The organism is Enterobacter sp. WCHEn090032 (genome assembly GCF_003986875.1).
Classification (GTDB): domain Bacteria; phylum Pseudomonadota; class Gammaproteobacteria; order Enterobacterales; family Enterobacteriaceae; genus Enterobacter; species Enterobacter sichuanensis.
Window position 1 is genome coordinate 108,605 of the sequence record NZ_RXRN01000007.1, and the last position, 18,181, is coordinate 126,785.

The window sequence follows — 18,181 nt, forward strand, 5'->3', positions numbered from 1 at the left end:
AATTTTCAGGTAAGCGAAACGGCTGAATTTCCCATGAGTAAAGGGCTGAGCGTGGTTTGAATTTTTCTCAATTTTTTGCTGTGGCATCAGGGAATTTCGCCTGAACATGACGATTCAGGCGAATATGACGTGGAAATGACAGTGTAGTCGCTTTGTAAATATTCGAGAGAAAAATGTTGGGTTTATATTAAATTAACGAACGTTAGCGTTCATTAAAAATCCCAGTCTTCGTCCTCCGTTTCCACCGCTTTACCCATCACGTACGACGACCCCGAGCCCGAGAAAAAATCGTGGTTTTCGTCGGCGTTGGGCGACAGCGCGGACAGAATCGCCGGGTTGACCTCCGCCATCTCCGGCGGGAACATCGCGTCGTACCCCAGGTTCATCAGCGCCTTGTTGGCGTTGTAGCAGAGGAAGGCCTTCACGTCCTCCTCCCAGCCGGTACCGGCGTACAGTTCCTCGGTATAGCTCAGCTCGTTGTCGTACAGATCCATCAGCAAATCGAGCGCAAACCCTTTGAGCTCCTCACGCTTCGTCTCGCTGACTTTCTCAAGTCCTTTCTGATATTTATAGCCGATGTAATACCCGTGTACCGCTTCATCGCGGATGATAAGGCGAATCAAATCGGCGGTGTTGGTCAGCTTGCCGCGGCTCGACCAGTACATTGGCAGCCAGAAGCCGGAATAGAAGAGGAAAGATTCCAGGAACACGCTGGCGATTTTCTTCTTCAGCGGCTCATCAGCCTGATAATAGTCCAGCACCAGGCGGGCCTTGCGCTGCAATGACTCGCTCTCCTCACTCCAGCGGTACGCTGCATCCACATCTTTGGTCTGGCACAGCGTGGAGAATATCGAGCTGTAGGAACGGGCGTGCACCGCCTCCATAAAGCTGATGTTGGACATCACCGCCTCTTCGTGAGGCGTCAGCGCATCATGCATCAGGGCGGGTGCGCCGACGGTATTCTGGATGGTGTCCAGCAGCGTCAGACCGGTAAAGACGCGGATCGTCAGCTGCTGTTCGGCGTGGCTGAGCGTTTGCCAGGCCGGAATATCGTTGGAGAGCGGGACTTTTTCCGGCAGCCAGAAGTTGCTGGTCAGCCGGTTCCACACTTCCAGATCTTTGTCGTCCTGGATTTTGTTCCAGTTAACGGCGCTCACGCGTGACAGTTTCATCCTTTCTCCTTACAGCGCGCAGGACACGCAGCCTTCAATTTCGGTGCCTTCCAGCGCAAGCTGGCGCAGGCGAATGTAGTAGAGCGTTTTAATGCCTTTTTTCCAGGCGTAGATCTGCGCTTTATTGATATCCCGCGTGGTGGCGGTGTCGGGGAAGAAGAGCGTCAGCGACAGCCCCTGATCCACATGTTTTGTCGCCTCGGCGTAGGTATCGATGATTTTCTCCGGGCCGATCTCGTACGCGTCCTGATACAGCGCCAGGTTCTCATTGGTCATAAACGGGGCAGGGTAGTAAACGCGCCCGGTTTTGCCTTCCTTACGGATCTCTATTTTTGACACAATCGGGTGAATGCTCGACGTGGCGTGGTTGATGTAGGAGATTGACCCGGTTGGCGGCACCGCCTGTAGGTTCTGGTTATAGATGCCGTAACGCATCACGTCATCTCGCAACTGCTGCCACATCTCGCGCGTCGGCAGAACGATCCCGGCGCGGGCAAACAGCTCACGCACTCGCGCTGTTTTCGGCTGCCAGTCGCCTTCCAGGTATTGGCTGAAATACTCTCCGCTGGCGTAGCGGGAGTGCTCAAAGCCCGCGAAGCGCTGGTTACGCTCGCGCGCCAGCATCATCGAGGTGTGCAGCGCATGCCAGGTGATGGTGTAAAAATAGAGATTGGTGAAATCCAGCCCTTCCGGGCTGCCGTAGGCAATGCCTTCCCGCGCCAGATAGCCGTGCAGGTTCATCTGCCCAAGCCCGATAGCGTGCGACGCGGCGTTACCTGCTTCAATGGACGGCACGCTGCGGATGTGGCTCATGTCCGACACCGCCGTCAGGCCGCGAATGGCCGTCTCCACCGTGCGGCCAAAGTCGGGGGAATCCATGGTATGGGCAATATTCAGCGACCCGAGGTTGCACGAGATATCCTTGCCGATCTCCGCGTAGTCGAGGTTCTCGTCATAGCGGGACGCGCTGTTGACCTGCAAAATCTCCGAGCACAGGTTGCTCATGTTGATGCGCCCGGCAATCGGGTTGGCGCGGTTCACCGTGTCCTCGTACATGATGTACGGATAGCCGGACTCAAACTGAATTTCGGCCAGCGTCTGGAAGAAATCGCGGGCGTTGATATATTTTTTGCGAATACGATCGTCGGCCACCAGTTCGTCGTAGCGCTCGCTGATGGCCACATCGCCAAAGGCTTTGCCGTAAATTCGCTCGATGTCATACGGCGAGAAGAGCGCCATCTCAGCATTCTCTTTGGCAAGCCGGAAGGTAATATCCGGGATCACCACCCCCAGCGACAGGGTTTTGATACGGATTTTTTCGTCGGCGTTTTCGCGTTTGGTATCCAGAAACCGCAGAATATCCGGATGGTGCGCATGCAGGTAAACAGCGCCTGCACCCTGACGCGCGCCAAGCTGGTTGGCATAGGAGAAGGCATCTTCCAGCATCTTCATCACCGGGATCACCCCGGAGGACTGGTTTTCGATGCGCTTGATCGGCGCCCCGGCTTCACGCAGGTTAGAGAGCAAAAACGCCACGCCGCCGCCACGTTTGGAAAGCTGTAGCGCTGAATTCACCGCGCGGCCAATTGACTCCATATTGTCTTCAATACGCAGCAGGAAGCAGGAGACCAGCTCGCCGCGCTGGGCCTTGCCGCAGTTGAGGAAGGTTGGCGTGGCGGGCTGGAAGCGCCCGGAGAGGATCTCATCGCTTAGCCGTTGCGCCAGCGCTTCATCACCCTGCGCCAGCGTCAACGCCACCATCACTACGCGATCTTCAAAGCTTTCCAGGTAGCGTTTACCGTCAAAGGTTTTCAGGGTGTAGCTGGTGTAGTACTTCCATGCGCCAAGGAAGGTCTGGAAACGAAAACCGCTGGCGTGCGCGCGTTCAAAAAGCTTCACAACGAAGGGGCGTTGATAGCGGGACAGGACGCGTGCGTCGTAGTAGCCCTCTTTGATCAGATAGTCGAGGCGCTCATTCTGGCTCGCAAAGATCACGCTGTTGGGTCGCACATGGGCGGCAAAAAAGGCGTCCACCGCCTCGCGATCTTTCCCGAACTGAATGCGCCCCTGACGATCGTAGAGGTTAAGCATTGCGTTTAATGCGTGGTAATCCGGCGTCGCCTGAATTACCCGTTCTGCGGTTGTCGTTGCCAAAATTCGTTCACTCCTTTACGCACGTTTTCGACGTCCTGTTGTGTCCCCATGAGCTCGAAGCGATAGAGATACGGCACGCCGCATTTTTGAGAGATGACATCCCCGGCGCGGCCAAAGGCATCGCCGAAATTGCGATTGCCCGCCGCAATCACGCCGCGGATCAGCTCGCGGTTATGAGGATCGTTGAGAAAGCGGATCACCTGACGGGGAACGGCCCCCGCCGTGCCGCCGCCGCCATAGCTCGGCACTACCAGAATGTACGGTTCCTCTACCCGGATGCGCTCCCGCTCGTTAAGCGGAATGCGCACCGCTGGCAGCCCGACGCGCTCAATAAAACGAAGCGTGTTTTCCGAGCTGCTGGAGAAGAAAACCAGCCCACTCATGCCCGGACGGCCTGCGCGCTCAGGCGGTTGATCATGTCCGGGCGGAAACCAGACCAGCTAAGCTCCCCGGCGACAACGACCGGAAGCTGACGGAATCCCTGCGCGCGCAGGGTGTCGGCGGCCTCGGGCTGCTGGTCAATATTCACCATCTCAAAAGCCACACCACGGCTTTCCATCGCACGTTTTGTGGCGTGGCACTGAACACAATCGTTACGTGTGTAAATAATAATGCTCATGATTCGTATTTCCATTTAAAATGAGGGAGCGGCGCGAATCATCGCGTCAGGTTGTGTGTCTCTTGCTAAAAGGAATACTAGATGTAGTTGTCTTAACTTTCAACCATACAAGATATGGGAAATTTAGATTGATATCGCCCCTGTGATGAGCACAGCGGGGCAGGGCGGGCTGTACGGGTTTTTCAGGCATTCGGGCAAAGAAAAGCCCCGGTAGCCGCTGGCCACCGGGGCAGAAAAACATCTCACAAGGCGTTATTTACGCAGGCTAAGCAGGGCTCCGACGAAAATCCCGACTGCCGCTACCGTGCCCAGCGTGCAGAGCGGTTTTTCGCGCACGAAGGTGGTTGCGCAGCTGACCGCATCGCAGGCCGCCTGAGTCGTACGGGTACGTCCGTTCAGACGCGCACGGGTTTCACGGAGCAGAGACTGAGCCTTACGTTTAGCCGCATCCGCTTCGTCCTTCGCGCCACTTCCCCAGGATTTCAGCACCTCTTCCAGCGAATCCGCTAATTGGCTGACATCATTACGAATATCCTGCGCGTCGTCATTAATATCGTTTCGGTTCGGTCTGTTAAACATACGTTCCTCCGTAATCTTGTGTTCCCGTTCAGTTTAGTTCAGAAATTTAATATCTGAAGCGCATCACGCGTTATCCGGCAGTTTATGGACTATTCTGAAAGCCCTGCTAATGCTGAATACTGTAAGGTTGCCGGGCAGGAAAAGATAACGAGGAAAAGATATGTATTTACGACCTGATGAGGTGGCGCGCGTTCTTGAAAAAGAGGGATTCACCATGGATGAGGTGACACCAAAAGCGTATGGTTATCGCCGTGGCGAGAATTACGTTTACGTTAATCGTGAAGCAAGAATGGGACGTACCGCTCTCATTATTCACCCGACGCTGAAAGACAGAAGTTTGTCATTTGCTGAGCCAGCCTCGGATATTAAAACCTGCGATCATTATCAGCAATTCCCGCTCTATTTAGGCGGCGAGACGCATGAGCATTATGGTATTCCGCATGGCTTCAGCTCGCGTATGGCGCTGGAACGGTTTTTGAAAGGCCTGTTTGGCGACGTACAGTAAACTTGCGACTGGCGTTCGCCAGTCGCTTCACATTACGCTTTTGCCTGGCTGTACTGGCTGACCCTGAACAGGCGGCGACAGTAGTCGAGGAAATAGCCATACACCGCCCCCATCAGCATTGAAATCACAATATTTGAGCTGACTGCCGCCGCGATCTGGTGCCAGTCCGCCCCCACCGTCAGCAGAATGGCCACGTAAACTGGAGACTGGAAGGTCACATACGCCAGAACGTCTGCCAGGTTTTTCACCCAGCCAGCGGGGCTGAGTCGCCGCGCAAAACGCATTACCGCATCGCGGTATAAACCGTAAGGCCAGGCAATAATAATATTGACCGGGATCGCTACCAGGCGAGAGGAAAGTGACTGCTCAAAGGTCATTCCGGAGAGGAATATTTCAATCAGCATGTTCACGACGGAACAGTAGACAACCATCGCGAAAGTATCCGCTACCGCATGGCGCAGGCGTGATTGCGGTGAGAACATGGCTGAACTCCTTGAGAAGAACACAAAAGAAACGATTTTCCCGCAGCGTATAGTGCTTTAGGTTGGTTTGTTTGACGTGTATAGCGTATCTCTCTGTGTTTGAACTAACAACTAGTGATTAATTTTTATTTAATCGCGTTTTGTCCACAAAATTCTCTAAAAATGATTGTTTTTTGGCCGGTTCGTTATAATCTGTCCCGCTTAATAATTTTTTATTTAAAAACAATTGGTTATTGGTGGTGGTGCTGACGTGTGTGTAAGAGTCGTTCCGGGTGGCGCAGAATGCTGTAATTTGGCTTAAGGTTGACCATTTATAGTGTGGTCAGAGATAAATGCAAACATACCCCGCAAACCGTATATGATAATATAAAGGGTGACATATAAAGGTATTGGCATTATTGGCAGAGCGGACCCGTGGGTAGATATTTTCACAGAAATGAATTATTCTTTCGGTGATTTATCTATTTACCCAAAGAAAAGGTTTTCAAATAATATGTCTTTGACGTTACAGAATCTTAATAATATCCGAACTCTGCGCGCCATGGCGCGTGAATTATCCCTGGACGTTCTTGAGGAAATGCTGGAAAAGGTCAGGGTCGTTGCCGAAGAGAAACGGAGTGAGCTGGCGGAATTAGAACAGCAGCGCGCTGAGCAGCAGGAAAAAATTAATGCCCTGCTGGAACTGATGAAAGCCGATGGTATTTCTCCAACCGAACTGCTGAACTCTGAACGGGCGCTGGCGGGTAAAACGGTGAAAAAACGTAAACCGCGTGAAGCGAAATATCGCTTTATTGACCAGAACGGTGAAGAGAAAACGTGGACCGGCCAGGGTCGTACGCCGAAGCCTATTGCCAGCGCGCTGGCTAACGGTAAATCACTGGATGATTTTCTGATCTAATCCGTGAGCCGGGCGGAAGCGTCCGCCCGGATGTCTGTTTAGCAGACGCCGAAATCACCTTCTTCGCTATACAGCACGACTTCTGCTGCTTTTAGGGTAAATTTCTCACCCTCTTCATTGCTGGCCTGCACCACCACAATGCTATCCCCCTTCACGTCGAGCACTTTCAGTTTTGGCCCGCCCTGACGCGGTTGTACATAATCACCGACAGCAAACATAGAACCTCCTCATCGTTTTAGCGATCTTCACCTTAGCCCACGCAGGACGTCGGGTACAGCGTATTTCACCGATGACGGATTACGAGGTGCGCCGGTTCCAGGGCATCACCCTGAGCAGTCTCGCCATACCGCAAAAGCCCGTCACACCGGCGAACAGCAGCCCGGCTCCGACAAAACCGCTGAGCAGGAAAAAACCGCCGGAGACGCTATAGCCCAGCACCACGCCGCACAGAATGAGCAGCCCGGCGGCAATCTGCACCTGACGCATCAGCGGCAGCGGCTGGGATCTGTCTTCGACGGTCTGCAGCCCGGCCTGCTTCCAGCCCTGAATCCCCCCTTCGATCACAAATGCCTGAGCAGGCGAGGCTGCCCGGGCAAGGCGATCGGCATTCCCCGAGGTCCGGGCACCGGACTGGCAGTGGAAAATTATCGTGTCACCGGCACCGGCTTTAAGCCCTGCGGACAAAGCATCCAGCGGCACGGACTGGGCGACAGGAATATGCTCGAGGGCGTATTCGTCGGCATCACGGATATCAATCAGTTTTGCCCCTTCTGCGACGCGCGCGCTGGCCTGTTGAGGTGAAATCAGAGGAAGTGACATGGCGGCTCCTTACGGACAATAAACGGTTTTCAGGGTGCTGATGAGCTGATGCACCGCATCGTTTTTTATGAAATAGAGAATGCGCTGCGCGTCGCGGGTGCTGTCGATCAGACCCTCTTCACGCATACGCGCCAGATGCTGCGACGTGGCAGAGGCGCTAAGGCCGGTCGCGCGGGCCAGTTCGCCTGCGCTGGTCCCCGGCGCGCCGCAGAGTGTGCAGAGGATCAGCAGCCTGCGTGGGTTGCTCATCGCTTTTAAAAGGGTGGCGGCCTGCTCTGCGCTGGCCTGAAGCTGTTCGAGTTCAGTCATGATAATTTAGCATTTACTTAATTAAGGTAATGCTAAAATAATTGCGGGCATTAAGCCAGTGTCAAAAGCGTAAAAGAGGGTAAAAGCGAGGCATGGAACTGGCGCAGACCGATAAACTGACTACGCTTAGAGGGTGTTCTTTTATTATTTTCAATGGATTAGCTTGCACGGAGTTTTTATGGGTTTTTGGCGTATTGTCTTTACCATCCTGTTGCCGCCGCTGGGCGTTCTGTTGGGCAAAGGGCTTGGCTGGGCGTTTATCATCAACATTCTTCTGACGCTGCTGGGCTACTTCCCCGGCCTCATTCACGCGTTTTGGGTACAAAGCAAAAGCTAAGCGCGCCAGAGTAAGTCGCTGTAGATCCCGGTCAGCACGCCCTGTGGGCCAAACTGCTGTTTGATCCAGCGCGTGACCTGGCCGGTTGCGGCATGCTGCGTGGCGAGCAGCATGCGCGAGTCCTGACGCGGGTTATTGATACGTCGCGTCACCAGCAGCCCGTCTTCCACCGCTTCCCGCGCCATATATTCCGGCAAAAATCCTATCCCTTCCCCCAGGATCTGACACTGGCATTTGGTATTAAAGTCCGGCACCAGAATCGCCTCCTGTCCGTGCAGCAGCCAGCCAACCTTCTTGTTAATGGTATGTGCCGTATCTTCCACCATGATGTTGGGATACAGGCGCAACTGGCTCTCCGCTATCGGTTCCGGGACGAAGGCCAGCGGGTGTTCCGGCGCGATGGCAAACACCCAACGGATGGCGCCGATCTCGGTGTAATCAATCCCCCCGCCGTCGAGCAGCGTGTCCGGGGCGCCAATGGCGATATTGGCCTGGTTATTAATGATCGAGTCCCAGACGCCGTTATACACCTCGGTGGTGACGGTGATCTGGCAGGTAGGAAACTGTTTTTTCAGCACCTGCAGCAGCCGCGCGGTATGGCGCGGGGTATATAACAGCTGATTAATACAGATGCGCACCCGCGCTTCGATGCCCTGAGAAATGGTATCAATTCCGCGCTTGATGGCATGAAAATCATTCAGCAGGTCGGTCGCTTTGCGATAAAAGTAAAAACCGGACTCGGTCAGCTCAATGCTGCGCGTGTTGCGGACAAACAGCACCACGTCCAGCCCGGTCTCCATCCGCTTAATGGTGTAACTGATGGCCGAAGTGGTAACGCCCAGTTCGGCAGCCGCCTTGCTGAAGCTGCCGAAACGTGCCGCGGTCGTGAAGGCCAGCAAATTCTCTTCAGTAAAGATCGAATTCATATTACGGCTCCAGGTTGCCATCAGTTTTGAACATATTTTAACAGCCTCGCAACACGGTATTTGACGCCGGTCACAGTTCTGATGATTTACTACAGGCCTTGTCGTGCAAGGCTTTATCAGCCATAAGAACAATGCCGTCTGCGGCGATAAAAAGCGGCCAGCCATAAGGAAAAGGTTGCACAGACGCACGTTTTAGCTGAACTATTGAATTTAACTCAACAATGAATTGACTGTCGATGAATGATTTTTAAGCGGATTCTTTTCTGAAAGGGCTGTTGCTATTCTCAGGTCATCAGCAACACATCATCGGGAGTCTTTATGTCTGCGAACGAACTCGTTACTGAATTTCTGCTGGCGGCAGAGCAGGGCAATGCCGACGCGCTAAAAGCCTGTCTGGAGAAAGGCGTGGATATTAACGCCACCAACCGTCAGAAAAGAACCGCGATTATTCTTGCCAGCCTGAACAAACATTATTCCTGCGTGTCCTTATTAATTGATGCCGGCGCGGATATTGATAAACAGGACCAGACCTGTTTTAACCCCTTCCTGATTAGCTGCCTGACCAACGATATCACCCTCCTGCGGCTGATATTACCCGCGAATCCGGACCTCGACCGCCTGACCCGCTTCGGCGGCGTGGGCATTACCCCTGCCAGTGAAAAAGGGCACGTGGATATTGTGCGTGAGCTGCTGGAAAAAACCGATATTAACGTCAACCACACCAACTTTGTCGGCTGGACGCCGCTGCTGGAAGCCATCGTATTAAATGACGGCGGAGCGAAGCAGCAGGAGATTGTGAAGCTTCTGCTGGAACACGGCGCGAACCCGCATATGACCGACAAATACGGTAAAACGCCGCTCGAACTGGCGCAGGAAAAAGGCTACCACGAGATAGCCGACCTGCTGCTGGCGGCGGGCGCATAACGTATTCGGCCAGCCTTTTCCGGCTGGCCAGTAATTAAAAAACGCATTTTTACCGACGTGTATTTCGCGCGACGGCGGCCCCCTTTTATCCGCTCTCAGGAGAAAATAATGCCCACGAAAATCGTGATTAAAAAGAACACGTATTTTGACTCCGTCTCATTAATGTCCGTTTCCACCAAAGCCAATAAATTGCCGGGCGTCGAGCAGGCCTTTGTGGCCATGGCGACGGAGATGAATAAAGGCGTCTTAAAAAACCTCGGACTGTTAACGCCGGAATTAAATGAGGCTAAAAACGGCGATCTGATGATCGTGATTAAAGGCGACGCGGCCAATGATGAAACCCTGGCGGCAATTGAGGCGCTGTTCACGCGTAAAGAACGCCAGGGCGCCCATGAAGCACGCTACGCCACGATTGCCAGCGCCAAAACCCATCGTCCTGATGCCAATCTTGCGGTCATTTCGGTCAACGGGACCTTTGCCGCCCGTGAAGCGCGTCAGGCGCTGGAAAACGATCTTAACGTGATGCTGTTCTCCGATAACGTGTCGCTCGACGACGAGCTGGCGCTGAAGCAGCTGGCGCACCAGAAAGGCTTGCTGATGATGGGGCCAGACTGCGGCACCGCCATTATCAACGGCGCGGGGCTGTGCTTTGCCAACGCGGTACGCCGCGGGCCCATTGGGATTGTCGGCGCATCCGGTACCGGCAGCCAGGAGCTGAGCGTGCGCATCCATGAATTTGGCGGCGGCGTATCGCAGCTGATTGGCACCGGCGGGCGCGATCTCAGCGAGAAGATCGGCGGCCTGATGATGCTCGACGCCATCGGGATGCTGGAGGCCGACGAGGGCACAGAGGTGATTGCGCTGATCTCCAAGCCGCCAGCCCCCGCCGTGGCCGAAAAAGTGCTGGCCCGGGCGCGCGCCTGCCGCAAGCCCGTTGTCGTCTGTTTCCTTGGGTGCAATGAGCCGCCAGCAGATGAAGACGGGCTGCAGTTTGCGCGCGGCACCAAAGAGGCGGCCCTGAAGGCCGTCCTGCTCACCGGCATCAAAAAAGCGTCTCTGGACCTGCACCCGCTCAACTGGCCGCTGATTGAAGCGGTGCGCGCCCGCCTGACCCCGCAGCAGAAATACATTCGCGGCCTGTTCTGCGGCGGCACCCTGTGCGATGAAGCGATGTTCGCGGCGCTGGAAAAATTCGACGACGTCTACAGCAACATTCAACCGGATCCGGCGAAGCGCCTGCGCGATATCAACGTCAGCCAGGGCCATACCTTCCTCGATTTCGGCGATGACGATTTCACCAACGGCAAGCCGCACCCGATGATCGACCCGACCAACCGCATCAGCCGCCTGCTGCAGGAAGCGCGCGATCCGGAAGTGGGGGTGATTGTGATGGACTTCGTGCTGGGCTTCGGCGCGCACGAGGATCCGGTTGGGGTGATGCTCGACGCCATCAAAGAGGCGCAGGCCATTGCGAAAGCCGATAACCGTCCGCTGGAGATCCTCGGCTACGTGCTGGGTACCGATCAGGATCCGCAGCCGCTGGCGCAGCAGTGCCAGCGGCTCACCGATGCCGGCGTCATCTGGGCCAGCAGCAGCACCAACACCGGATTACTGGCCCGTGAATTTGTCTGCAAAGGGGAGAAAGCATAATGACCACTTTATTTAACCAGCCGCTGGACGTGATTAACGTCGGCATCGCGATGTTCAGTGACGATCTCAAAAAACAGCACGTTCCCGTCACCCAGCTCGACTGGACGCCGCCGGGGCAGGGCAATATGCAGGTTGTTGAGGCGCTCGACCAGCTGGCACAAAAACCGCTGGCGGAGAAGATCGCCGCCGCCAACCAACTCGCTCTTGAGCGCATTATTCAGTCTCATCCGGTGCTGGTGGGCTATGACCAGGCGATTAACGTTGTGCCGGGGATGACCCGCACTACCATCCTGCATGCTGGTCCGCCTGTGACCTGGGAAAACATGTGCGGAGCGATGAAGGGTGCTGTCACCGGCGCACTGGTGTTTGAAGGGCTGGCGACGGATCTGGAGGACGCGGCCAGGCTGGCGGCCTCAGGCGACATCACCTTCTCGCCGTGCCACGAGCACGACTGCGTGGGCTCCATGGCGGGCGTCACCTCCGCGTCGATGTTTATGCACATCGTTGAGAACAAAACCTATGGCAACCGCGCGTTCACCAACCTCAGCGAACAGATGGCGAAGATCCTGCGCATGGGCGCCAACGACCAGAGCGTGATCGACCGTCTGAACTGGATGCGCGACGTGCTCGGCCCGATGCTGCGCGACGCCATGAAGATTATCGGTGAAATCGACCTGCGTCTGATGCTGGCCCAGGCGCTGCATATGGGCGATGAGTGCCACAACCGCAACAACGCGGGCACCACGCTGCTGATCCAGGCGCTGACGCCGGGGCTGATTCAGGCGGGCTACCCGGTTGAGCAGCAGCGCGAGGTGTTTGAGTTTGTTGCCAGCAGCGACTACTTCTCCGGCCCGACGTGGATGGCAATGTGTAAGGCCGCGCTGGATGCCGCCCAAGGCATTGAATACAGCACCGTGGTCACCACCATGGCGCGTAACGGCTACGAGTTTGGTCTGCGCATTTCCGGCCTGCCGGGACAGTGGTTCACCGGCCCGGCGCAGCAGGTGATTGGCCCTATGTTTGCGGGCTATAAGCCGGAAGATTCCGGGCTGGACATTGGCGACAGTGCAATTACCGAAACCTACGGCATCGGCGGCTTTGCGATGGCAACGGCCCCGGCGATTGTCGCCCTTGTGGGTGGCACGGTGGAGGAAGCCATCGACTTCTCCCGCCAGATGCGTGAAATCACCCTCGGCGAAAACCCGAACGTCACCATTCCGCTGCTCTCGTTTATGGGCATCCCGAGCGCCATCGACATCACTAAAGTCGCCGGCAGCGGCATTCTGCCGGTCATCAACACCGCCATTGCCCACAAAGACGCGGGCATCGGCATGATTGGGGCGGGCATTGTCCACCCGCCGTTTAGCTGTTTTGAAAAGGCGCTGTTGACCTTCCGCGATCGCTACTTTTTATAAGGCATGCATCCATGAAAAACATGAAACTGGAGTGGAAAAGAGGTGACTGGGCGGCCTATTTCGGGTTGATGACCAACAACCTGACCAATTTGCTGACCATGATGGGGTTGCTCATTTTTGTCGTCGGCATCCCGAAGGAGATTGTTTATGGACGCATTGCGCCCGCCTTCGGGCTGGCGGTGCTGGCGGCGAGTATTTGCTACGCATGGTTCGGCATGCAGATGGCGCGCCAGACCGGGCGCACGGATGTGACCGCGCTGCCGTCCGGCCCCAGCGCGCCGTCAATTTTTACCGTGACCTTCCTGGTCCTGATGCCGGTATATCAGCAAACGGGCGATGCGGAGTTCGCCATTCAGATTGGCCTGGTGTGGTGCTTTGTTGAGGCGATGATCCTGGCGGGCGGTTCGTTTTTAGGGGAAACCATCCGCAAGATGATCCCGCGTACCGTGCTGCTGTCGTGCTTGTCCGGCCTGGGCCTGCTGCTGCTGGCGATGAACCCGATGCTGCAGGCGTTCGAAGCGCCCACCGTGTCCTTCATCGTCCTGCTGCTGATCTTCATCAACTGGTTCGGTAAAAAGCCCATTTTTGCCCGCATCCCGACAGGGCTGCTGCTGCTGATTGCCGGCACGGCCCTGGCGTGGATCTCCGGCCTGCAAAGCCCGGAGGCGATTAAAGCCTCGATGTCATCGTTCGGCTTTAACCCGCCGCAGGTGCATGTGGAAGGGTTCCTGCAGGGGCTGCCGCACGCGCTGCCGTATCTTGCCTCGGCAGTTCCGCTGGGCCTGGCGAACTATATCTTTGACCTGGAGAACATCGAAAGCGCCCACGCGGCGGGGGACGAATACCCGACGCGTAAAGTGATGCTGGCAAACGGTCTGGCGTCGATGCTTGGTTGCCTGATGGGCAACCCGTTCCCGGTCACGGTCTATGTCGGCCATCCGGGCTGGAAAGCGATGGGGGCGAGCATCGGCTACACGCTGGCTTCCGGCGTGACCATGTTCATCGTGCCGCTGTTCGGGCTGGGGGCGTTTATGCTCGCCATCATTCCGATGACCGCCATCGTGCCGATTCTGGTGTTTATCGGCGTCGTCACCGCCAACCAGGTGGTGCGGGAGACGCCGAAGGTGGAGGTCCCCGTCATCTTCATCTGCCTGTTCCCGTGGATCGCCAACTGGGCGCTGACCATGATGAACAGCGTGATGGGCGCGGCCGGGACAAGTGCGGCGAAAATCGGTACCGACGTGCTGCACAGCAAAGGGATCTACTACGAAGGGCTGATGCATCTCGGCAACGGCGCGCCGCTGGCCAGTATGCTCTGGGGCTGTATCGCCATCTTTGCCATCATTAACAAACCGCTGCGCGGGGCTGTCGCCGCCGCGGGGGGCGCGCTGCTGGCGCTGTTTGGCGTCATCCACGCCCCGGTAGTGGGCTTTGCCGAAGGCAGTTCGCTGATGTTCGTGACGGCCTACCTGATGATGGGCGGTATGTTTGTGGTGAAGCATGTACTGGATAGCCGCGAAACGGCGAGCGTCGAACCCGGCCCGATTGTGAAGGAAAACGTATGAAAGCGCTTATGGTCGTCGCCATTGGCGGCAACAGCATTATCAAAGACAACGCCAGCCAGTCGGTCGAGCATCAGGCGCAGGCGGTGAAAGCGGTGGCAGAGTCGGTGCTGGAAATGCTGGCCTCGGACTATGACATCGTGCTGACCCACGGTAACGGCCCTCAGGTCGGGCTGGATCTGCGCCGCGCCGAAATCGCTCACGAGCGGGAAGGGCTGCCGCTGACGCCGCTGGCGAACTGCGTGGCGGACACGCAGGGAGGAATCGGCTATCTGATCCAGCAGGCACTCAACAACTGCCTGGCCGCCCGCGGGGAGCAAAAAGCGGTCACGGTCGTCACGCAGGTGGAGGTGGATAAAAACGATCCCGGCTTCAGCCATCCGACCAAACCCATCGGCGCGTTCTTCAGTGAGGCGCAGCGTGATGAACTGCAGCAGGCGCACCCGGACTGGCACTTTGTTGAAGATTCAGGCCGGGGCTATCGCCGCGTGGTGGCGTCACCCCAGCCGCTGCGCATCGTTGAAGCGGAGGCTATCAAAGCGTTAACGCAAAAAGGCTTTGTGGTGATCGGCGCGGGCGGCGGCGGGATCCCCGTTGTGCGCTCGGCGCAGGGCGATTACCAGAGCGTGGATGCGGTGATTGATAAAGATCTCTCCACCGCGCTGCTGGCGCGCGAGATCCGCGCCGACGTGCTGGTTATCACCACCGGGGTGGAGAAGGTGTGCGTCAACTTCGGCAAGCCGAACCAGCAGGCGCTGGACACCGTCAACGTGGCGCAGATGACGCGCTACATGGAAGAGGGACATTTCCCGGCGGGCAGCATGCTGCCCAAAATTGTCGCCTCGCTGGCGTTTTTACACCACGGCGGCAAGCGCGTGATCATCACCTCGCCGGACTGCCTGCCCGCCGCGCTGCGCGGGGAAACCGGCACCCACATTGTTAATGAAGGAAGATAAGATGAGTGAGAATAAAAGCCGCCGTGAATTCATTAGCCAGAGCGGCAAAATGGTCACCGCCTGCGCGCTGTTTGGCGCGACCGGATCCGTCGCGTATGCTGCTGATTCCGCAAAGCCACTCTGCGAGACCGGTAAACCGATGACCATCACCGCAAAACATTACTATCTGGACAACGTGCTGCTTGAAGCCGGGTTCAACTTTGACGGCAGCGTGGCGACAAGCACCCGCACCGAGCTGAAAACGCTGGAGATTAAAGACGGCAAGATCGTCGCCCTGCGCGACAACAAAAGCCACGCGGTCGCCTCGCTGCCGCACTATGACGCGGGCGGCAAGCTGATGCTTCCGGCAATGCGCGACATGCATATCCACCTGGATAAAACCTTTTACGGCGGACCATGGCGGTCGCTCAACCGCCCGGCGGGCACCACCATTCAGGACATGATCCGTCTTGAGCAGAAGCTGCTGCCGGAGCTGCAGCCGTACACCCAGGCGCGGGCGGAAAAGCTGATCGACCTCATCCAGTCGAAAGGCTCTACCATCGCCCGCAGCCACTGCAATATCGAGCCGACCTCCGGCCTGAAGAATCTGGAAAACCTGCAGGCGGTTTTATCGCGCCGCAAGCCCGGCTTTGACTGTGAAATCGTCGCTTTCCCGCAGCACGGGCTGCTGCTGTCAAATTCCGAAAAGCTGATGCGTGAGGCGATGCAGGCCGGGGCGCACTACGTGGGTGGGCTGGACCCTACCAACGTCGATGGCGCGATGGAGAAATCCCTCGACACCATGTTCCAGATTGCGCTGGACTACGACAAAGGGGTGGATATTCATCTGCATGAAACCAGCCCGGCGGGCGTGGCGGCGGTGAATTACATGGTGGAAACCGTGGAAAAAACGCCGGCGCTGAAGGGCAAACTGACCATCAGTCACGCCTTTGCGCTGGCGACGCTTAACGAACAGCAGGTGGATGAGATCGCCACCCGCATGGCGGCGCAGCAGGTCACCATCGCCTCTACCGTGCCAATTGGCACGTTGCATATGCCGCTGAAGCAGCTGCGGGATAAAGGCGTGTTTGTGATGACGGGCACCGACAGCGTGATCGACCACTGGTCGCCATACGGCCTGGGGGACATGCTGGAAAAAGCCAATCTTTATGCCCAGCTCTACATCCGTCCGAACGAGCAGACGCTTTCCCGCGCATTAGGTATTGCCACCGGCGACGTGTTGCCGCTCAACGACAAAGGCGAGCGCGTGTGGCCGAAAGCGCAGGACGACGCCAGCTTTGTGCTGGTGGACGCCTCCTGCTCCGCAGAAGCCGTGGCGCGCATCTCCCCGCGAACCGCGACGTTCCATAAGGGCAACCTCGTCTGGGGATCGGTGGGTTAATGTGGTGCCGGGTGGTGCTGCGCTTACCCGGCCTACGGTTCGGAGATTTTGTAGGTCGGGTAAGGCGAAGCCGCCATCCGACAATGCAGTATACTGTTATGCACATTCTTAAAGAGGGATCTGCCATGGCACAAAACATCTACGACAACCCCGCGTTTTTCGAAGGCTACGCCCAGCTTCCGCGCTCGGTACAGGGGCTGGACGGCGCGCCGGAGTGGCCCGCGCTGAAAAGCATGCTGCCCGATCTCACCGGTAAATCGGTTGTCGATCTCGGCTGTGGCTACGGCTGGTTCTGCCGCGCCGCGCGTGAGCTGGGCGCGTCTGAAGTGACCGGCGTGGATATCTCAGAAAAGATGCTTGCCCGCGCCGCTGAGCTGACGCATGACGCCCGGATCCACTACCAGCGTAGCGATCTCGAATCGCTGACGCTTAACGAGAACAGCCTCGATCTGGTCTATAGCTCCCTGGCACTGCACTACCTGCCAGAGCTGGACACCCTGTTTGCTAAGGTTCAGCGCGCGCTCAAACCCGGCGGCAGCCTGGTCTTTTCGATGGAACACCCCATTTACACCAGCGCCACGCGTCAGGGCTGGCTGACCGATGACAACGGCGAGCGGTTCTGGGGTGTGAATCGCTATCAGGACGAAGGTAAGCGCGTCAGCAACTGGCTGGCAGACGGGGTGATCAAGTATCACCGCACGCTGGGCACCACGCTTAACGCGCTCATCAGGGCCGGGCTAACGATAAGTGAAGTCAACGAGTGGGGCCCAACGCAGGCGCAGATTGACGCCTGGCCTGCGCTTGCCGAAGAGGCGGAACGCCCGATGCTGGTGTTGATCGCCGCGCGAAAGGCTTAATACCCCACCTTATACACCCGCCCGCTCTGCACGCCTTCCACGCTGCGGCGATAGGCTTGCGCCACCGTCGCGGCAGGCACGCTTTCGAAGCCCGGGAAGAAACCATCGTAGGTTTCGACGGATTCGGTGAGCACCGTCGGGCTAATCAGGTTGATGCGGATCCCGCGCGGCAGCTCGCAGGCCGCGGCGCGCACAAACCCTTCCAGGGCCGCATTCACCGTGGTGGCATTCACGCCCTGAGCGATCGGCTCGTGCGCCACGATGCCGCTTATCAGGGTGATCGAGCCGCCTACGTTCAGGTAGTGCTGGCCGGTCAGCGCCAGGCGCACCTGCCCGAGAAGTTTATCCTGTAAGCCCTGTTTGAAGTCGCTGTCCTTCATGGTCGCGAGCGGGCCAAAGTAGAGTCCGCCGCTGGCGGAGACAATGGCATCCACCGGGCCGATTTTTTCAAACAGCGCCTGGACGCTTGCCTGCGAAGTAATATCCACCTGGTAGTCACCCTGCGTGCGGCCCACGCGGATCACCTCGTGGCGACGACTCAGCTCTTCACTTACCGCACGACCCACTGTACCGCTGGCACCAATAATGACGATTTTCATAGCCGACTCCTTCTGTTGTGAGCCTCCATTCTTTAAT

Annotated in this window: 21 protein-coding genes; 10 read left to right on the forward strand and 11 right to left on the reverse strand. The window is 57.0% G+C overall.

What is annotated here, in order from left to right:
• Positions 1-212: 212 nt before the first annotated feature.
• From nrdF to EKN83_RS07995, 5 genes are all read right to left on the reverse strand, one after another.
• Entirely contained in the window at positions 213-1,172 is a 960-nt protein-coding gene (gene nrdF, locus EKN83_RS07975; protein WP_045286361.1) for a class 1b ribonucleoside-diphosphate reductase subunit beta, read from the reverse strand.
• A gap of 9 nt (positions 1,173-1,181) precedes the next feature.
• Positions 1,182-3,326 (reverse strand): class 1b ribonucleoside-diphosphate reductase subunit alpha, encoded by a 2,145-nt coding sequence (nrdE, locus tag EKN83_RS07980; protein ID WP_126800635.1) that lies wholly within the window; start codon positions 3,324-3,326, stop codon positions 1,182-1,184.
• Positions 3,299-3,709: a class Ib ribonucleoside-diphosphate reductase assembly flavoprotein NrdI gene (gene nrdI, locus EKN83_RS07985; RefSeq protein WP_032647987.1), complete on the reverse strand. Its 411-nt coding sequence runs from the start codon at positions 3,707-3,709 to the stop codon at positions 3,299-3,301. The genes nrdE and nrdI overlap by 28 nt, the downstream gene beginning before the upstream one ends.
• Positions 3,706-3,945: a glutaredoxin-like protein NrdH gene (gene nrdH, locus EKN83_RS07990; RefSeq protein WP_047959307.1), complete on the reverse strand. Its 240-nt coding sequence runs from the start codon at positions 3,943-3,945 to the stop codon at positions 3,706-3,708. Before nrdH ends, nrdI begins: the two co-directional genes overlap by 4 nt.
• Before the next feature lie 252 nt (positions 3,946-4,197).
• Positions 4,198-4,524, reverse strand: a complete 327-nt coding sequence (locus EKN83_RS07995) for a DUF883 domain-containing protein (RefSeq protein ID WP_025759729.1) — start codon at positions 4,522-4,524, stop codon at positions 4,198-4,200.
• Between the two features lie 160 nt (positions 4,525-4,684).
• On the opposite strand from EKN83_RS07995, the gene EKN83_RS08000 reads away from it, so the two are divergent.
• Positions 4,685-5,029 carry a DUF2002 family protein gene (locus EKN83_RS08000; protein WP_008502568.1) on the forward strand — a complete coding sequence of 115 codons (345 nt, stop codon included), beginning with the start codon at positions 4,685-4,687 and terminating at the stop codon, positions 5,027-5,029.
• 32 nt (positions 5,030-5,061) lie between these two features.
• On the opposite strand, the gene alaE is transcribed toward EKN83_RS08000, so the two are convergent.
• Positions 5,062-5,511: an L-alanine exporter AlaE gene (gene alaE / locus EKN83_RS08005; protein WP_025759727.1), complete on the reverse strand. Its 450-nt coding sequence runs from the start codon at positions 5,509-5,511 to the stop codon at positions 5,062-5,064.
• A gap of 493 nt (positions 5,512-6,004) precedes the next feature.
• Between alaE and stpA the strand changes: the two genes are divergently transcribed.
• On the forward strand, positions 6,005-6,409 hold the full coding sequence (gene stpA / locus EKN83_RS08010) for a DNA-binding protein StpA (protein ID WP_025759726.1): 405 nt from the start codon (positions 6,005-6,007) through the stop codon (positions 6,407-6,409).
• A 38-nt stretch (positions 6,410-6,447) separates the two neighbouring features.
• On the opposite strand, the gene EKN83_RS08015 is transcribed toward stpA, so the two are convergent.
• The 3 genes from EKN83_RS08015 to EKN83_RS08025 form a co-directional block, all read right to left on the reverse strand.
• Positions 6,448-6,627: a hypothetical protein gene (locus EKN83_RS08015; RefSeq protein ID WP_126800636.1), complete on the reverse strand. Its 180-nt coding sequence runs from the start codon at positions 6,625-6,627 to the stop codon at positions 6,448-6,450.
• 79 nt (positions 6,628-6,706) lie between these two features.
• Complete coding sequence (locus EKN83_RS08020; RefSeq protein ID WP_126800637.1) at positions 6,707-7,228, reverse strand: rhodanese family protein; 522 nt, start codon at positions 7,226-7,228, stop codon at positions 6,707-6,709.
• A 9-nt stretch (positions 7,229-7,237) separates the two neighbouring features.
• Positions 7,238-7,537: an ArsR/SmtB family transcription factor gene (locus EKN83_RS08025; protein ID WP_045286358.1), complete on the reverse strand. Its 300-nt coding sequence runs from the start codon at positions 7,535-7,537 to the stop codon at positions 7,238-7,240.
• A 178-nt stretch (positions 7,538-7,715) separates the two neighbouring features.
• On the opposite strand from EKN83_RS08025, the gene EKN83_RS08030 reads away from it, so the two are divergent.
• On the forward strand, positions 7,716-7,874 hold the full coding sequence (locus tag EKN83_RS08030) for a YqaE/Pmp3 family membrane protein (RefSeq protein ID WP_008502562.1): 159 nt from the start codon (positions 7,716-7,718) through the stop codon (positions 7,872-7,874).
• Here EKN83_RS08030 and EKN83_RS08035 read toward each other — a convergent pair.
• Positions 7,871-8,800, reverse strand: a complete 930-nt coding sequence (locus tag EKN83_RS08035; RefSeq protein ID WP_025759721.1) for a LysR substrate-binding domain-containing protein — start codon at positions 8,798-8,800, stop codon at positions 7,871-7,873. The genes EKN83_RS08030 and EKN83_RS08035 overlap by 4 nt on opposite strands.
• A gap of 318 nt (positions 8,801-9,118) precedes the next feature.
• On the opposite strand from EKN83_RS08035, the gene EKN83_RS08040 reads away from it, so the two are divergent.
• From EKN83_RS08040 to EKN83_RS08070, 7 genes are all read left to right on the forward strand, one after another.
• Positions 9,119-9,724 (forward strand): ankyrin repeat domain-containing protein, encoded by a 606-nt coding sequence (locus tag EKN83_RS08040; protein ID WP_126800638.1) that lies wholly within the window; start codon positions 9,119-9,121, stop codon positions 9,722-9,724.
• A gap of 108 nt (positions 9,725-9,832) precedes the next feature.
• Positions 9,833-11,374 (forward strand): acyl-CoA synthetase FdrA, encoded by a 1,542-nt coding sequence (gene fdrA / locus EKN83_RS08045; protein WP_126800639.1) that lies wholly within the window; start codon positions 9,833-9,835, stop codon positions 11,372-11,374.
• A complete protein-coding gene (locus EKN83_RS08050; protein WP_185857658.1) occupies positions 11,374-12,789 on the forward strand; it encodes a DUF1116 domain-containing protein in 1,416 nt (471 codons plus the stop codon). Before fdrA ends, EKN83_RS08050 begins: the two co-directional genes overlap by 1 nt.
• A gap of 11 nt (positions 12,790-12,800) precedes the next feature.
• Complete coding sequence (locus EKN83_RS08055) at positions 12,801-14,354, forward strand: hypothetical protein (protein ID WP_045286355.1); 1,554 nt, start codon at positions 12,801-12,803, stop codon at positions 14,352-14,354.
• Positions 14,351-15,307 carry a carbamate kinase family protein gene (locus tag EKN83_RS08060; protein ID WP_095450535.1) on the forward strand — a complete coding sequence of 319 codons (957 nt, stop codon included), beginning with the start codon at positions 14,351-14,353 and terminating at the stop codon, positions 15,305-15,307. The genes EKN83_RS08055 and EKN83_RS08060 overlap by 4 nt, the downstream gene beginning before the upstream one ends.
• 1 nt (position 15,308) lies before the next feature.
• On the forward strand, positions 15,309-16,688 hold the full coding sequence (locus EKN83_RS08065; RefSeq protein ID WP_126800641.1) for an amidohydrolase family protein: 1,380 nt from the start codon (positions 15,309-15,311) through the stop codon (positions 16,686-16,688).
• A gap of 125 nt (positions 16,689-16,813) precedes the next feature.
• Positions 16,814-17,545, forward strand: coding sequence for a class I SAM-dependent methyltransferase (locus tag EKN83_RS08070; protein WP_025759712.1), 732 nt, complete (start codon positions 16,814-16,816; stop codon positions 17,543-17,545).
• On the opposite strand, the gene EKN83_RS08075 is transcribed toward EKN83_RS08070, so the two are convergent.
• Complete coding sequence (locus tag EKN83_RS08075; protein ID WP_126800642.1) at positions 17,542-18,144, reverse strand: short chain dehydrogenase; 603 nt, start codon at positions 18,142-18,144, stop codon at positions 17,542-17,544. The two genes, EKN83_RS08070 and EKN83_RS08075, sit on opposite strands and share 4 nt — an antisense overlap.
• Positions 18,145-18,181 lie beyond the last annotated feature (37 nt).

What these genes read in the sequence shown, in the direction of transcription:
- EKN83_RS08070 (WP_025759712.1), top strand. Translation starts at nt 16,814, where the DNA reads ATGGCACAAAACATCTACGACAACCCCGCGTTTTTCGAAGGCTACGCC.
- EKN83_RS08055 (WP_045286355.1), top strand. Translation starts at nt 12,801, where the DNA reads ATGAAAAACATGAAACTGGAGTGGAAAAGAGGTGACTGGGCGGCCTAT.
- EKN83_RS08035 (WP_025759721.1), bottom strand. Translation starts at nt 8,800, where the DNA reads ATGAATTCGATCTTTACTGAAGAGAATTTGCTGGCCTTCACGACCGCG.
- EKN83_RS08065 (WP_126800641.1), top strand. Translation starts at nt 15,309, where the DNA reads ATGAGTGAGAATAAAAGCCGCCGTGAATTCATTAGCCAGAGCGGCAAA.
- stpA (WP_025759726.1), top strand. Translation starts at nt 6,005, where the DNA reads ATGTCTTTGACGTTACAGAATCTTAATAATATCCGAACTCTGCGCGCC.
- EKN83_RS08075 (WP_126800642.1), bottom strand. Translation starts at nt 18,144, where the DNA reads ATGAAAATCGTCATTATTGGTGCCAGCGGTACAGTGGGTCGTGCGGTA.
- EKN83_RS08025 (WP_045286358.1), bottom strand. Translation starts at nt 7,537, where the DNA reads ATGACTGAACTCGAACAGCTTCAGGCCAGCGCAGAGCAGGCCGCCACC.
- EKN83_RS08050 (WP_185857658.1), top strand. Translation starts at nt 11,374, where the DNA reads ATGACCACTTTATTTAACCAGCCGCTGGACGTGATTAACGTCGGCATC.
- EKN83_RS08020 (WP_126800637.1), bottom strand. Translation starts at nt 7,228, where the DNA reads ATGTCACTTCCTCTGATTTCACCTCAACAGGCCAGCGCGCGCGTCGCA.
- fdrA (WP_126800639.1), top strand. Translation starts at nt 9,833, where the DNA reads ATGCCCACGAAAATCGTGATTAAAAAGAACACGTATTTTGACTCCGTC.
- nrdH (WP_047959307.1), bottom strand. Translation starts at nt 3,945, where the DNA reads ATGAGCATTATTATTTACACACGTAACGATTGTGTTCAGTGCCACGCC.
- EKN83_RS08060 (WP_095450535.1), top strand. Translation starts at nt 14,351, where the DNA reads ATGAAAGCGCTTATGGTCGTCGCCATTGGCGGCAACAGCATTATCAAA.
- nrdF (WP_045286361.1), bottom strand. Translation starts at nt 1,172, where the DNA reads ATGAAACTGTCACGCGTGAGCGCCGTTAACTGGAACAAAATCCAGGAC.
- EKN83_RS08000 (WP_008502568.1), top strand. Translation starts at nt 4,685, where the DNA reads ATGTATTTACGACCTGATGAGGTGGCGCGCGTTCTTGAAAAAGAGGGA.
- EKN83_RS07995 (WP_025759729.1), bottom strand. Translation starts at nt 4,524, where the DNA reads ATGTTTAACAGACCGAACCGAAACGATATTAATGACGACGCGCAGGAT.
- alaE (WP_025759727.1), bottom strand. Translation starts at nt 5,511, where the DNA reads ATGTTCTCACCGCAATCACGCCTGCGCCATGCGGTAGCGGATACTTTC.
- EKN83_RS08040 (WP_126800638.1), top strand. Translation starts at nt 9,119, where the DNA reads ATGTCTGCGAACGAACTCGTTACTGAATTTCTGCTGGCGGCAGAGCAG.
- EKN83_RS08015 (WP_126800636.1), bottom strand. Translation starts at nt 6,627, where the DNA reads ATGTTTGCTGTCGGTGATTATGTACAACCGCGTCAGGGCGGGCCAAAA.
- nrdI (WP_032647987.1), bottom strand. Translation starts at nt 3,709, where the DNA reads ATGAGTGGGCTGGTTTTCTTCTCCAGCAGCTCGGAAAACACGCTTCGT.
- EKN83_RS08030 (WP_008502562.1), top strand. Translation starts at nt 7,716, where the DNA reads ATGGGTTTTTGGCGTATTGTCTTTACCATCCTGTTGCCGCCGCTGGGC.